Genomic DNA, 14,563 nt, shown 5'->3' with positions numbered 1-14,563 from the left:
GTCATGGCAGACCTGACCAAGCTCACCGCGGCCGAGACGGCCGCGAAGATCGCGTCCGGCGAGGTCACCGCCGTCGAGGTCACCGAGGCCCACCTGGCCCGGATCGAGGCCGTCGACGAGAAGGTGCACGCCTTCCTGCACGTGGACCGTGAGGGCGCACTGGCCCAGGCCCGGGCCGTGGACGAGAAGCGGGCGCGTGGCGAGCGGCTCGGCCCGCTGGCCGGTGTGCCGCTGGCGCTCAAGGACATCTTCACCACCAAGGGCGTGCCGACCACGGTCGGTTCCCGGATCCTCGAGGGCTGGATCCCGCCGTACGACGCGACGCTGACCCGCAAGCTCAAGGAAGCGGACGTCGTCATCCTGGGCAAGACCAACATGGACGAGTTCGCCATGGGGTCGTCCACCGAGAACAGCGCCTACGGTCCGACCGGCAACCCGTGGGACCTGACCCGGATCCCCGGCGGCTCCGGCGGCGGCTCCTCCGCGGCGCTCGCCTCCTACCAGGCCCCGCTGGCCATCGGCACCGACACCGGCGGCTCGATCCGCCAGCCGGCGGCCGTCACCGGCACGGTCGGGGTCAAGCCGACCTACGGCGGCGTCTCCCGGTACGGCATGGTGGCCTTCTCCTCCTCCCTGGACCAGGGCGGGCCGTGCGCCCGCACGGTCCTGGACGCGGCCCTGCTGCACGAGGTGATCGCCGGCCACGACCCGCTGGACTCGACCTCCATCGACGCGCCGGTGCCCCCGGTGGTCGAGGCGGCCCGGAACGGCTCCGTGGACGGCATGCGCGTCGGCGTGGTGAAGCAGTTCCGCGGCGAGGGCTACCAGGCGGGCGTGATGCAGCGCTTCGAGGAGTCCGTGGCGCTGCTCCAGGAACTGGGCGCCGAGATCGTCGAGCTGGACTGCCCGTCGTTCGACCTGGCGCTCGCCGCCTACTACCTGATCGCCCCGTCCGAGTGCTCCTCCAACCTGGCCCGCTTCGACGCCATGCGGTACGGCCTGCGGGCCGGCGACGACGGCACCCGGTCGGCCGAGGAGGTCACCTCCCTCACCCGCGCGGCGGGCTTCGGCCCCGAGGTCAAGCGGCGGATCATGCTGGGCACCTACGCGCTGTCGTCGGGCTACTACGACGCCTACTACGGCTCCGCGCAGAAGGTCCGCACCCTGATCACCCAGGACTTCGAGAAGGCGTTCGAGCAGGTCGACGTGATCGTCTCGCCGACCACGCCCACCACCGCCTTCCCGATCGGTGAGCGTGCCGACGACCCGATGGCGATGTACCTCGCCGACCTGTGCACCATCCCGACCAACCTGGCGGGCAACGCGGCCATGTCGCTGCCCTGCGGCCTGGCGCCCGAGGACGGGCTGCCGGTGGGTCTGCAGATCATCGCTCCCGCCATGGCCGACGACCGCCTCTACCGGGTGGGGGCCGCGGTCGAGGCCGCGTTCACCGCCCGCTGGGGCCACCCGCTGCTCGAGGAGGCACCGTCGCTGTGAGCGTCGCACGCGCGGCCGCCGGGCCGCACTCGACCATGATTCCCGCACCTCTGCGCCGCGCGGGCGGAGAAGCGAAGGAGAAGCTGTGAGTGCAATCAAGAAGGCCAAGGGCTTCAAGAAGTCCCGGCCCGGCACGTACCTGTCCATCGGCACCACGCTCTTCGGCGCCCTGGGCATCATCAAGCAGGTCAAGAAGGCCCGCGTCGAGCAGGACAGGCTGCAGCTCGTCGACGCGGTCGTCTCCGCGGCCGCCGTGGTCACCAGCGTCGCTCTGCTCGTGCGTGAGCTCAAGCGCATCGGCGACGACGACGTCCTCGCGGACTGACCGAGCGGACTGAAAGGTTAGTTTTCCGTGACCGTCACTGAACTGGTGTCGTACGAGGACGCGCTGGCCGCCTACGAGCCCGTGATGGGCCTCGAGGTGCACGTCGAGCTCGGCACCGCGACCAAGATGTTCTGCGGGTGCTCCACCGCCCTCGGGGCGGAGCCCAACACGCAGACCTGCCCGGTCTGCCTCGGCCTGCCCGGCTCGCTGCCGGTGGTCAACGCGACCGGCGTGGAGTCCGCCGTCAAGATCGGTCTCGCGCTGAACTGCGAGATCGCCGAGTGGTGCCGCTTCGCCCGGAAGAACTACTTCTATCCGGACATGCCGAAGAACTTCCAGACCTCGCAGTACGACGAGCCGATCGCCTACAACGGCTATCTGGACGTCCAGCTGGAGGACGGCGAGGTCTTCCGCGTGGAGATCGAGCGCGCCCACATGGAGGAGGACACCGGCAAGTCGACGCACGTCGGCGGTGCCACCGGCCGTATCCACGGCGCCTCCCACTCGCTGCTGGACTACAACCGGGCCGGCATCCCGCTCATCGAGATCGTCACCAAGCCGATCGTCGGGGCCGGGGAGCGCGCTCCGGAGGTCGCCAAGGCGTATGTGGCCGAGCTGCGCGAGCTGATCAAGGCGCTGGGTGTCTCCGAGGCCCGTATGGAGATGGGTCAGATGCGCTGCGACGTCAACCTGTCGCTGCGGCCGCGGGGGGTCGAGAAGTTCGGCACCCGCTCGGAGACGAAGAACGTCAACTCGCTGCGCTCGGTGGAGCGGGCGGCGCGCTTCGAGATCATGCGCCACGCGGCCGTGCTGGGCGGCGGCGGGACGATCATCCAGGAGACCCGCCACTTCCACGAGGAGGACGGCTCGACCACGTCCGGCCGGGTCAAGGAGGAGGCGGAGGACTACCGCTACTTCCCCGAGCCGGACCTGGTGCCGGTGGCGCCGTCGCGCGCCTGGGTGGAGGAGCTGCGGGCCACGCTGCCGGAGCTGCCGCGGGTCCGCCGCAACCGGCTGCGGGAGGAGTGGGGCATCTCGGAGCACGAGATGCAGTCCGTGCTCAACGCGGGTGCCATCGACCTGATCACCGCCACCATCGAGGCGGGCGCGGACGCGGCCGCGGCGCGGAAGTGGTGGATGGGCGAACTGGCCCGCCGGGCCAACGAGTCGGGCACCGACCTGGCCGCCCTGGAGATCACCCCGGACCAGGTGGCCCGGGTGTGCGCGCTGGTGAAGGAGGGCTCGCTCAACGACAAGCTGGCCCGCCAGGTCATCGAGGGCGTGCTGGCCGGCGAGGGCGACCCGGACACGGTGGTCGACCGGCGCGGTCTGAAGGTCGTCTCCGACGAGGGGGCCCTGGGCACCGCCGTCGACGAGGCGATCGCGGCCAACGCGGCCATCGCCGACAAGATCCGCGGCGGCAAGGTCGCGGCGGCCGGCGCGCTGGTCGGAGCGGTCATGAAGGCCACCCGCGGCCAGGCGGACGCGGCGCGGGTGCGCGAGCTGATCCTGCAGAAGCTGGGTGTCGAGGGCTGACGCGGAGCCGACGCGACCGTTGGCGGCGGGCATCCGGGAGACCGGTGCCCGCCGCCGCGCGTTTCACCGGGCGCCGCCGGTCCGGCCGGCCCGCCCTCGGGCGGACCGCGCCCCCGTCCCGGTCAGTGCCACCGGCCCGCCGGCACGGGGCCTGCCCGGCGGGCCCGCGGCCTGGTCCCGCCGCCGCTCGCCCACCGGTGAGCACCCGGCCCGGCGCGGGAGGCGGACCACGGCCGCCGGGCAGGGCGCGGCCTCCTGCCGGGCAGGGCGGGCCTCGTCCCGGGCAGGCCGCGGCCCGGCCCCGACGTCGCGGGACCGGGCCGGGGTGCTCGGGGGCCTGTCCACCGGTGCGGACCCACCGGGGCCGGACCCACCAGGGCCGGGGTCGGCGGGTCCGGGCCGCGCCGGGGGTCAGCCGGTTCCGATGACCACGGCGAGCGGGTGGTCCTTGTCCACCGCGTTCTCCTCCCCGGAGACGAGTTCCTCGCCGATGTAGAGCCGCTTGTTCGCGTAGTGGTATACCCCGCCGGCCTCGAAGGCCGCTTCCTTGTCGCGGAATTCGGCGGCCGTCCGGAAGACCTGGGTCTTCCGGTGCGAGGCGGGGTCGATCCGCCAGATGCCGCCCGCCTCGCCGGAGAGGTCGGTCTCCTGGTACGCGATCACCGACCCGTCCTCGTCGAGGCCGAGGACGTGCAGGTTGACGCCCTCCAGGCCGGGTGTCCGGCCGGCCTCCTCGCCGGTCTTCAGGTCGAAGGCGACGATCTCGTTGTACACGTCGGCCGCGACGTCCTGGGTGGTCGCCACGTAGGCCGCGTCGGCCGCCTTGCTGACCACGACCCCCTTGCAGATCTCCACCGAGCGCGCGTCGCAGTCGGTCTCGAACTTCTCAGCCGGGATCGCGGTCTCGCTCCGGAGCTTGCCCTCGTCGGCACCGTCGTCGATGGCGAGGAGGGTGGCGAACCCGGTGGCCGCGTCGTCCGACTCCTTGGCGGTGCCGACCACGAGCGGATCGGTGGAGAGCACGAACGCGTCCTCGACGCCCTCCGGAAGCCGGTAGGTGGAGGTGACCGCGCGGGTCTTGGGGTCGACGGTCTGCACGTCGAGCGGCGGGACGTCCGCGTCCCCGCACTGCTGGATCGCGATGATCTTGTCGGCGCCACCGGCGTAGCCGATGTCCTCGCACTCCTTGTCGGTCTGGAGCTTCCAGGCCGGTTCGCCGTCCAGAGTCCAGCCCGCGCCGCCGTCACCGACCTCCGCGGCGGCCGCGACGGTGCCGCCGCCGATGGTGACCGAGTCGAAGCCGGCCACCGATCCCCAGGAGTCGGTCGCCTCCCGCTTCCAGACCAGCTTGCCCTTGTTCAGGTCCACCAGCCCGACCTGGGTGCAGGTCTGGTCCTTGCCGGGCTTCTCGAACAGGACCGCGGCCATGCCGTCCTCGGTGACCCGGGGCGACGCCTGGCAGAGCCGGCCGCCGAGCGGGATCTCCCAGGAGGCGGCACCCCCCTTCAGCGGATAGCCGACGATCTTGTTGACGTCGCCTTTGACGAAGTTCTCGCCGGTGGTCCACAGGCCCGGGACCGGGACCGGGTCGCCCTTTTCGAGCCCGGCCGGCATGGGGACCGAGCCGAGCACCCGTGCCTCGGCGACCTGCTGTCCGTCGGACGCGCCGTCGTCGTCTCCACCCTGGACGGCGAGGACGACGCCGCCGGCGGCGAGCAGGGCCACCGTGACCACCCCGATGACGATGCCCTTGGACGGCGAGGACCGGCGGCGGCGGTCGGCGCGCCGGCCGCCGCCGGTGTGCGGGTCGGGCGCCGGGTAGCCGCCGGGGGCTCGGTGCGACGGATCGTGGGGCGCGGTCCGCGGCGTGCCTGGGCCGGCGGGCGGCTGGTGCGGCGGAGGCGGCTGCGACATCGGGACAACTCCTTCTGACACGGGCGGGGGACCGCCGCCGTGTGATCGGGCATCGTCCGATGCGAGAGGGTCACGGGCCGATCCGGCCCGTGCCGGTTCATGACGAAGACGGCCCGGCGCGTGGTGCTGCGGGTTCGCAGAGGGAGGGGGCGCGGGGCCGTGTGTGCCTGCTTCGCGTTCGATCCTTCCGGCCGCACTCCGGGTTTTCAACAGGAACAGCCCTGCTCCGTACGACAGTTGAAGTGATCCGGAGAAAAGCGGGAAACGAAAGGTCAGGCGTCGGCCGCCGGTGTCGAGCCTGGCAGGGCGGGCAGGGGATGGGAAGGGTTCCGGCATGGATCCGGCCCGGCCGGTGCGTCCGGTCGCGCGCGGGGCCGGTCGGCCGCGGCCGGTTCCGGCCGGACGTTCACCGCCGGGTCGGGGTGCGGTCTTCCGTCGGCCATCCGGTCTCACTACGTTCCGAGCGACGGCACGGAGGACGAGGAGGGCCCACGGTGGCAACGGACATCTCACGGCGCCGGCTGGTCGCGCTCGGCGCGGGGGCGGCGGCGACCGCGTCGCTGCTCCCGCCGTCCCTGCAGGCCGCGCTGGCCGCGCAGCCCACCCCGCCGGAGGGCGGCCTGGACGCCATCGAGCACGTGGTGCTGCTGATGCAGGAGAATCGTTCCTTCGATCACTACTTCGGGATGCTCCGCGGAGTGCGCGGGTTCGGCGACCGCAACGCCGTGACCCTGCCCGGCGGCGGCGACGTCTTCCACCAGCCGGCGCCCGGCGGCGGCACCGTGCTGCCGTTCGCCGCCCGGGACGCCGCCGCGGCGCAGCAGAAGGACCTGCAGTACGTCGGGCAGCTGGACCACTCCTGGGTCGGCGGCGCCCGCGCCTGGAACGGCGGCTGGATGAACAACTGGGTCGCCGCCAAGGGCGGCGCCACCATGGTCCACTTCCAGCGCGAGGACATCCCGTTCCACTACGAGCTCGCGGACACCTTCACCATCTGTGACGCGTACCACTCGGCCATCCACACCTCCACCAGCCCCAACCGCAACTACTGGGTCAGCGGCACCACCGGGTACGAGGCGGACGGCCGCCGGGCGGTCGGCAACGACGCCTACGCCGAGGACACCCACCCCGGGTACGGCTGGCCGACGACCGCCGAGATCCTGCAGCGCGCCGGGGTGAGCTGGCGGGTCTACCAGGAGTGGGACAACTACCAGGACAACAACGTCGAGTTCTACCGGCCGTTCAAGGAGGTCGCCCGGAAGGCCCTGGCCGGCCTCGGGTACCGCAGCACCAACACCTTCTACACCGAGGTGCTGAAGGCCACCGGGGAGCGGCGGCAGCGGCTGCTGGACGGACTGGAGGACGGCCTGCGCCGGCTCGACGGCACCGAGCGGCAGCTGTTCGAGCGCGGGCTGCGGCGGGTGGCCGGCGGCGGCCTGGTGGACGCCTTCCGCGCGGACGTCGAGGCCGGGACGCTGCCCCGGGTCTCCTACCTGGTGCCGTCCGCGCTCGACTCCGAGCACCCCGGGCCGTCCACCCCCGCGCACAGCGCCACCCTCACCTACCGGATCCTCGACGCGCTGGCCTCCCGCCCCGAGGTGTGGCGGAAGACGGCCGTGTTCCTCACCTACGACGAGAACGACGGCTTCTTCGACCACGTGGTGCCGCCGAACCCGCCGGCCGAGGCGACCGAGGAGTGGTGGGACGGCAAGCCGCTGGGCCTGGGGGTGCGGGTGCCGATGCTGGTCGTCTCGCCGTGGACGGTCGGCGGCTACGTCTGCTCGGAGGTGTTCGACCACACCTCCGCCAACCGCTTCCTGGAGCGCTGGCTGGGCATCGAGGTGCCCGGCATCTCCGACTGGCGGCGCACCGTCTGCGGCGACCTGACCGGCGCGTTCGACTTCACCGGCACCGCCGCCCCGCAGCCGCTCCGGCGGCCCGCGCCGGTCACCCCGGACCACGGGCACTGGACCCCGCTGCCGCCCGCCGACCAGCGGATGCCGCGCCAGGAGCCGGGCACCCGCCCGGCCCGGCCGCTGCCGTACCAGCCGGAGGTCTCCGGGGTGTACGAGCCGAAGGAGGGGGTGATGCGGCTGGTGCTGGCGAACAGCGGCACCCGCAGCGCCCATCTGACGCTCTTCCCCTACGCGGGGGAGTACGCCGCCCCGCGGCACCGGGACGTCGCCGCCGGGTCGGTCGCCACCTGGGAGGTGCCGGTCACCGACGGTGCCTACGACTTCACCGTCACCGGGCCCAACGGATTCCGCCGCGAGTTCCGGGGCACGGCCGGGGGCGCCGCGGCCGGCCTCCGGGTCCGCGGCGGCATCGACGCCCGGCGCCGGGTGCTGACCCTCGCCGTCACCAACAAGGGGAAGAAGTCCGTCCGGGTCACCGTCCGGCCGCTGGCGTACGTGGCGGATCCCGACGCCCGGGAGCGCGTCGTCACGGTGCGTGCCGGTGCCACCCGGGCGGTGGACTTCGCCACCCGGGAGGGCCACGGCTGGTACGACCTGGCGCTCAGCGCCGAAGGCGACCCCGGCTTCCACCGCCGTCTGACAGGTCACATCGAGAACGGGAACCCCTCGGTCAGCGGCTGACCGGTCCTCGAAGGGCCCGGTCAGGGCCCTGTGGGGAAGCCCACAAAAGGGACAAAGGATCATTTCCGGGTGTCAGAGTGCAGATGGGACTCGCCGCGCCACCCTGACGGCTCGGCGGGTTCCGCCACGACCGCCCGTACGTCCCGCGCCCCCGGCCGGAGGCCACCGCCCCGGCCGCGGGCCGCCGTCGCCGTGAGCGGCGCGACACCCGGAAAGCAGTCCATGGCCGCACTTGCCCGGTGGTGCCTCAGGCGCCGCCTCGTCGTCATCGTGCTGTGGCTGGTCGCCCTCGCGGGCGTGACCGCCGCCGCCGCTGCCGCCGGCACCGCGTACTCCAACGACTACGACACCCCCGGCACCGAATCGGCCCGGGCCACCGAACTGCTGGCCAGGACCAACCCGGCCGAGGCGGGTGACACCGACACCATCGTCTGGCACACCGACCGCGGCACGGTACGCGCCGCCGAGGTCCGGGAGCGGATGACGGAGGTGTTGCACGACGTGGAGCGGCTGCCCGCGGTCGCCTCCGTCAGCAGTCCGTACGGCGCCGAGAGCACCGCCCGCATCAGCCAGGACGGGCAGACCGCGTACGCCACGGTGACCTTCGACGCGCCGGTGGACTCCCTGCAGACCGGGGACGTCCAGCGTGTGGTCGACACCGCGCGGGCCGCCGCCGACGACCACCTCCAGGTGGCGCTCGGCGGGGCGGGCATCGCGCTCACCGAGTCCACCGCCCCCGGCCACCTCAGCGAGATCATCGGCATCGCCGCCGCGGCCGTGGTGCTCTTCCTCGCCTTCGGCTCGCTCGCCGCCACACTGCTGCCGCTGGCCACCGCCGTGGTCGGCGTCGGCACCGCCTACGGTGCGATCGGCCTGCTCGGCCACGCCACGACGGTCGCCGACTTCGCGCCCATGCTGGGCATGCTCATCGGCCTCGGTGTGGGCATCGACTACGCGCTGTTCATCGTCACCCGGCACCGCCGGGGCCTGCGGCAGGGCCTGCCGGTGGCCGAGGCCGCCCAGCGGGCGGTGGCCACCTCCGGCCGCGCCGTGGTCTTCGCGGGCGCCACCGTGTGCATCGCGCTGCTCGGCATGCTGGTGCTCCGGCTGAGCTTCCTCAACGGCGTGGCCATCGCCGCCTCGCTCACCGTCGTCCTCACCGTCGCCGCCTCCGTCACGCTGCTGCCCGCCCTGCTGGGGTGCATCGGGATGAAGGCGCTCAGCCGCCGCGAACGCCGCCGGCTGATCGAACGGGGACCGCAGCCGGACGTGCCCACCGGGCTCACCGCGCGCTGGTCGGCCTTCGTCGAGCGCCACCCCAAGGCGCTGGGCGCGGTCGCCGCCGTGGTCATGCTGATCCTCGCGGTGCCCACCCTCTCGCTCCACCTGGGCAGCTCCGACCAGGGCAACAACGCCGCCGCCAGCACCACCCGGCAGGCGTACGACATGATCTCCGACGGCTTCGGGCCGGGCGTCAACGGCCCGCTGACCCTCGCCGCCGACATCGGCAGCGCCGCGGACAAGGTCGCCTTCTCCCGCCTCACCGACACCCTGCGCAGCACCGACGGTGTCGCCTCGGTCACCGGCACCCCTCAGCAGGGCAGCACCGGAGCCGGCGTGATCACCGTGGTCCCGGAGACCTCCCCGCAGTCCGAGGAGACCTCCGACCTGGTGCGGCACCTGCGCGAGGACGTCCTGCCGGACGCGGAGCGCGGGACCACGCTCGACGTGTACGTGGGCGGTCTCACCGCGAGCTACGACGACTTCGCCTCCGTGATCATCGGAAAGCTGCCGCTCTTCGTGGGCGTGGTGGTGGCCCTGGGCTGCCTGCTGCTGCTGCTCGCCTTCCGCAGCATCGGCATCCCGCTCAAGGCCGCGCTGATGAACGTGGCCGCGGTCGCCTCCTCCTTCGGCGTCGTGGTGGCGATCTTCCAGTGGGGCTGGGGGAGCGGACTCCTCGGCCTCGGCGGGGCGGGCCCGATCGAGCCCTTCCTGCCGGTGATCATGGTCTCGGTGCTCTTCGGGCTCTCCATGGACTACCAGGTGTTCCTGGTCAGCCGGATGTACGAGGAGTGGCTGCAGACCCGGGACAACCGGGTCGCGGTCCGGGTGGGCCTGGCCGAGACCGGCCGGGTGATCAACTCCGCGGCGGTCATCATGATCGCGGTCTTCTCCGCGTTCGTGCTCAGCGGCGACCGGATCATCGCGATGTTCGGCATCGGCCTGGCCGCGGCGGTCGCGCTGGACGCCTTCGTCCTGCGCACCCTGCTGGTCCCCGCCCTGATGCACATGCTCGGCGGCGCCAACTGGTGGCTGCCGAAGTGGCTGGACCGCTGTCTGCCGCGGCTCACCATCGAACCGCCGGAGGAGGCCGTGGCCGGACCCGTGCCGCTGCCCGTCCAGCGGACCGGCGAACCGGGCGACCGAGTGCTCTCCTGAGCCCGCCGGTCCCGCTCTCCTGAGCCCGCCCGGTCCCCCTGCTGAGCCGCTGGGCCGGTTCCCCCGAGCCGCCCGGTCCGCTCTGCTGAGCCGCTGGGCCGGTTCCCCCGAGCCGCCCGGTCCGCTCTCCTGAGCCGCCGGGACGGGTCCCCCTCCCCGAGCCCACCGGGCCCGCCTGCTGATCGGGGCGGCCCCGGGCGGCCCGGCGGTAGGCGCCGCCCCGGGCCGGTCCCGCGTGGGCCGGCCCGCAGCGGGCCGGAGTCGCCGGGGGCCGGAGCCGGGGCGGCCGGTGGCCCCGCGGCCACCCACCCCGCCGCACCCGGCGCCCCGTCCGGCCCTCGCGGCGGCGACCCCGGGACCAGCGCGTCCGCCACTCCGCGGCCGACGCCCGGGGCTCCCCCCTACGGACCCCGGCCCGGCCGCCGTGCCGTCGCGTCCGGGGCGACCGCGGTGTCCGCGGCCGTGCCTGAGGTCCCCGTGGTGTCCGGCCGCCGTGCCGTCGCGAACCGGGCGACCGCCGTGCCCGCGGCCCGCGCCTGAGGTCCTCATGGGTGTCCGGCCGCCGCGCCCCGGACGACCGCCGTGCCCGCGGCCCCCGCCTGAGGCCCCCATGGCACCCGGTGCCCCAACCGTCTAAGGCCCCCGGCCTCGGCGGCCGGCGGCCTAAGGCCCCCGGCGCCGCGGAGATCGGGAACTCGCCCGATGCGGTCGGCCCCCCTGGGCGAGGAAAGTGGAGGCACGACAGGGCGGCGAGCACTCGCCGGCCACCGGCACCGACAGGAGAACGCGATGTTCCACTACGAACTGCACCGAGCCCAGGGAGCCGAACTGCGCCGCGTCGCCGAGGGGGAGCGACTGGCCCGCCAGGCCACCCGGAGCCGCGCCGGACGCCGGTCCGGCCGCGGCGCACTCGGAGGGCGGGTGAGCAGTCAGGGCGGCGACGGGTCGGTGATACGGCACCGCGGCGCGACCGCCTGAGCCGGCCGGTGTCCGCCTCGGCACCCGCCCCGCCCGGGCCCCCGGCCCCCGGCGGAACGGCCACCGGGCCCCGCCGGCCCGGGTCCGCCGGGGACACCGCCTTCCACCGGCCGGAAGGCGGTGTCCCATCTGCGGAAACGTGTGCGATCCTCGACGGCGTGCAGACCACCTCCGTCAGCCCGGTGTTCGTCGGTCGGGACGACGAACTCGCCACGCTCACCGAAGCGCTCGCCCGCGCCACCGCCGGCGAACCCCAGGCCCTGCTGATCGGCGGCGAAGCGGGCGTCGGGAAGACCCGTCTGATCGAGGAGTTCCTGCAGACCGCCGACGCGGCCGGGGCGGTCACCGCCCTCGGTGCGTGCGTCGAGATCGGTGCCGACGGACTGCCCTTCGCCCCCGTCGCCGCCGTACTGCGCGCCCTGCGCCGCCGGTTCGGCGACGACCTGCGGGGCGCGGCCGCGGGCCAGGAGGGGGAGCTGGCCCGGCTGCTGCCCGAACTCGGCGAGACCGCCCGCGAGTCGTACGACGAGGGCGGCCGCGCCCGGCTCTTCGAACTCACCACCCGCCTGCTGGAGCGGCTCGCCGCCGACCACACCCTGGTGGTGGCCGTCGAGGACCTGCACTGGGCCGACCGCTCCACCCGCGAACTGCTCGGCTACCTCTTCCGGGCGCTGCACAGCGCCCGCCTGCTGCTGGTCACCACCTACCGCTCCGACGACATCCACCGCCGTCACCCGCTGCGCCCCTTCCTCGCCGAGGCCGAACGCACCCGCACCGTGCGGCGCCTGGAACTCGCCCGGTTCACCCGGGGCGAGGTGCACGCCCAGATCGCCGGCATCAACGGCGCGGAACCCGAACCCGGGCTGGTCGACAAGGTCTTCCGGCGCACCGACGGCAACGCCTTCTTCGTCGAGGAGATCGCCGGCAGCATCCGTGAAGGCTGTACCACCGGCCTCAGCGAGTCCCTCCGGGACCTGCTGCTGGTCCGCGTCGAGGCGCTGCCCGAGGAGACCCAGCGGGTGGTGCGGATCCTCGCCGAGGGCGGCTCCGCGGTGGAGTACGAACTGCTGCTCGCGGTGTCCCGGCTCGGCGAGGACGACCTCATCGAGGCGCTGCGCACCGCCGTGGGCGCCAACATCCTGCGGCCCACCGGCGACGACAACGGCTACCGGTTCCGGCACGCGCTGGTCCGCGAAGCGGTCAAGGACGACCTGCTCCCCGGCGAGCGCTCCCGCCTCAACCGCCGCTACGCACAGGCCCTGGAGGACGACCCGGGGCTGGTCCGGGCGGACCAGCGGGCCGCCCGGCTGGCCAGCCACTGGTACCACGCGCACGACCCGGCCAAGGCGCTGCCCGCGGTGCTCGGCGCCGCCGTCGAAGCGCGCCGCCGCTACGCCCACGCCGAACGGCTGCGGCTGCTGGAGCGCGCCATGGAGCTGTGGGAGGACACCCCGCCGGAGATCCGGGTGGTCCAGCGCCCCTTCGACTCCGCCGAGGTGTACCCGGCCTGCAACTGCCCGGACGAGGAACTCCTCCACCTGGACCTGCTCGCCGAGGTGGTGATCGCCGCCAAGCTCTCCGGGCAGGGCGAGCGGGCCCTGGCCATCATCAAGCGCGCCCTGCGGAAGCTGGACGGCTGCGGCGACACCCTGCGCACCGCGTGGTTCTGGACGCAGCGCTCCAAGATCGTGGTCAGCCTGGCGCGCGGCGACGGCTGGGACGAACTCAGCCGGGCCCAGGAGCTGGTGCGGGGGCTGCCGCCGTCCGCGGTGCACGCCGAGGTGCTCGCCCAGGTCGCCGTCTGGGGTGCGCTGCACCGGCCCGGCCCGGACAGCCTCGCCGCCGCCGAGCGTGCCGTGGAGGTCGCCCGGCTGGTCGGCGCCGAGTCCACCGAGCTCAACGCCCGGGTCACCCTGGGCTGGCTGACCATCGACTCCGGAAACCAGGAGTCCGGCCTCGCCGAGCTGCGGCAGGTCTGCGAACGCGCCGTCGAACTCGGCGACATCACCGTCCTGGGCCGCTGCTTCGTCAACCTCGTCTCGACCCTCGAAGGCGTGGGCCGCTCCGCCGAGGCGGTGCGGGTGGCCGCCGAGGGCATCACCGTGCTGGGCGGCTTCGGCCTGCCCGACGCCCAGTCCTGGGTCTACGCCAACCAGGCCGAGTCGCTGATCACCCTCGGCCGCTGGGACGAGGCCGGCACCGCCGCCGGACACGCCCGGCGGCTCGCGGCCGGACTGCGCCCCCAGGGCCTGGCCGCCAGCCGGCTCACCCAGCTGGCGCTGCTCCGCGGCGACCTGGACACCGCGGATCGCGAACTGGCCGTCGCCGCCGAACACTACGGAACCCACGACGACCAGCAGCAGCACACCATCCCGCTGGCGCGCTTCGCGCTGCAGATCGCGGCGGCCCGCGGTCGGCTGCCCGAAGCCCGAGCCGTCCTGGACCGGGCGCTCCGCGCGGGCTTCGCGCCCGGCACCCAGCGCTACGCCTGGCCGCTGCTGCTCGCGGCCGCCACCGCGGAGGCGGACGCCCGGGGGCTGCCCGCCGCCGCACCCGACCGGGACGACGTGCTGCGCATGATCCGCGGCAGGGCCGAGGGCCTGCAGCGGTGGGCGCCGCTCTGGCGGGCCCAGGCCCTGCTGCTCGACGCCGAACTCGGCCGCGCCGCGGGCCATCACGACCCCGACGGATGGGCGGTCGCGGTCACCGCCCTGGAAGCGCTGGAGGCTCCCTATCTGCTGGCCTGGGCCCGTCACCGGTGGGCCGAGGCGCTGATCGCCGGCGCCGCGGGGGGCTCCGCCCGTCCCGCCCAGGACGCCCGGGAGGCCCGGGAGCGGGCCGGCTGCCTGCTCGCCCGGGCCCATGCGACGGCCGAGCGGCTCGACGCCCGCCCGCTGCGCGAGGAGATCGAACTGCTCGCCCGCCGCGCCCGGTTGCCCCTGGAGACGGCGGCGGCCCCGGCCCCGCCCGCCCCGGACCCCGCCACCACCCCGGCCCCCGGACCGGACGGCTCGGCCGACCCGGCCGGCGCCCTGGGCCTGACGCCGAGGGAACGCGACGTCCTGCGGCTGGTGGCGATCGGCCGGACCAACCGCCAGATAGCCGAGGAACTGTTCATCTCACCGAAGACGGCGAGCGTGCACGTCTCCAACATCCTCGCCAAGCTGGAGGTCTCCGGCCGGGTCGAGGCGGGCGCGCTGGCCCATCGGCTGAAGCTGGTGGACGGCCTGGAGGGCGCGCCGGCCGGCTGACCGGAGGAAGGAATTGGCCCATCCGT

General features: G+C 74.1%; 8 protein-coding genes. 7 read left to right on the top strand and 1 reads right to left on the bottom strand.

The annotated features are described in order from the left end of the window. Positions 1-3: 3 nt before the first annotated feature. The 3 genes from gatA to gatB all read left to right on the top strand — a co-directional run bounded on the left by gatA (position 4) and on the right by gatB (position 3,358). A complete protein-coding gene (gene gatA / locus ACH4B3_RS00955; protein WP_398460574.1) occupies positions 4-1,497 on the top strand; it encodes an Asp-tRNA(Asn)/Glu-tRNA(Gln) amidotransferase subunit GatA in 1,494 nt (497 codons plus the stop codon). A gap of 85 nt (positions 1,498-1,582) precedes the next feature. After that, on the top strand, positions 1,583-1,822 hold the full coding sequence (locus ACH4B3_RS00950) for a hypothetical protein (RefSeq protein ID WP_398460573.1): 240 nt from the start codon (positions 1,583-1,585) through the stop codon (positions 1,820-1,822). A 27-nt stretch (positions 1,823-1,849) separates the two neighbouring features. Further along, complete coding sequence (gene gatB, locus ACH4B3_RS00945; RefSeq protein ID WP_398460572.1) at positions 1,850-3,358, top strand: Asp-tRNA(Asn)/Glu-tRNA(Gln) amidotransferase subunit GatB; 1,509 nt, start codon at positions 1,850-1,852, stop codon at positions 3,356-3,358. Between the two features lie 411 nt (positions 3,359-3,769). Here gatB and ACH4B3_RS00940 read toward each other — a convergent pair whose 3' ends face one another. After that, positions 3,770-5,272, bottom strand: coding sequence for a hypothetical protein (locus tag ACH4B3_RS00940; RefSeq protein ID WP_398460571.1), 1,503 nt, complete (start codon positions 5,270-5,272; stop codon positions 3,770-3,772). 494 nt (positions 5,273-5,766) lie between these two features. Here ACH4B3_RS00940 and ACH4B3_RS00935 point away from each other — a divergent pair, with 494 nt between their 5' ends. The 4 genes from ACH4B3_RS00935 to ACH4B3_RS00920 all read left to right on the top strand — a co-directional run bounded on the left by ACH4B3_RS00935 (position 5,767) and on the right by ACH4B3_RS00920 (position 14,537). Next, positions 5,767-7,869, top strand: a complete 2,103-nt coding sequence (locus ACH4B3_RS00935) for a phosphocholine-specific phospholipase C (protein WP_398460570.1) — start codon at positions 5,767-5,769, stop codon at positions 7,867-7,869. A gap of 222 nt (positions 7,870-8,091) precedes the next feature. After that, entirely contained in the window at positions 8,092-10,308 is a 2,217-nt protein-coding gene (locus tag ACH4B3_RS00930) for an MMPL family transporter (protein ID WP_398460569.1), read from the top strand. Positions 10,309-11,097: 789 nt separating this feature from the next. Then, positions 11,098-11,286 (top strand): hypothetical protein, encoded by a 189-nt coding sequence (locus tag ACH4B3_RS00925; protein ID WP_398460568.1) that lies wholly within the window; start codon positions 11,098-11,100, stop codon positions 11,284-11,286. Positions 11,287-11,432: 146 nt separating this feature from the next. Then, the gene (locus ACH4B3_RS00920; RefSeq protein WP_398461540.1) at positions 11,433-14,537 is read left to right on the top strand and encodes an AAA family ATPase; all 3,105 of its coding nucleotides are present in this window, start codon (positions 11,433-11,435) and stop codon (positions 14,535-14,537) included. The last annotated feature ends 26 nt before the right edge of the window (positions 14,538-14,563 follow it).

The sequence above is a fragment of the Streptomyces sp. NPDC018031 genome (assembly GCF_044327625.1).
GTDB lineage: Bacteria > Actinomycetota > Actinomycetes > Streptomycetales > Streptomycetaceae > Streptomyces.
This window is presented reverse-complemented; position numbering and strand designations above follow the sequence as displayed.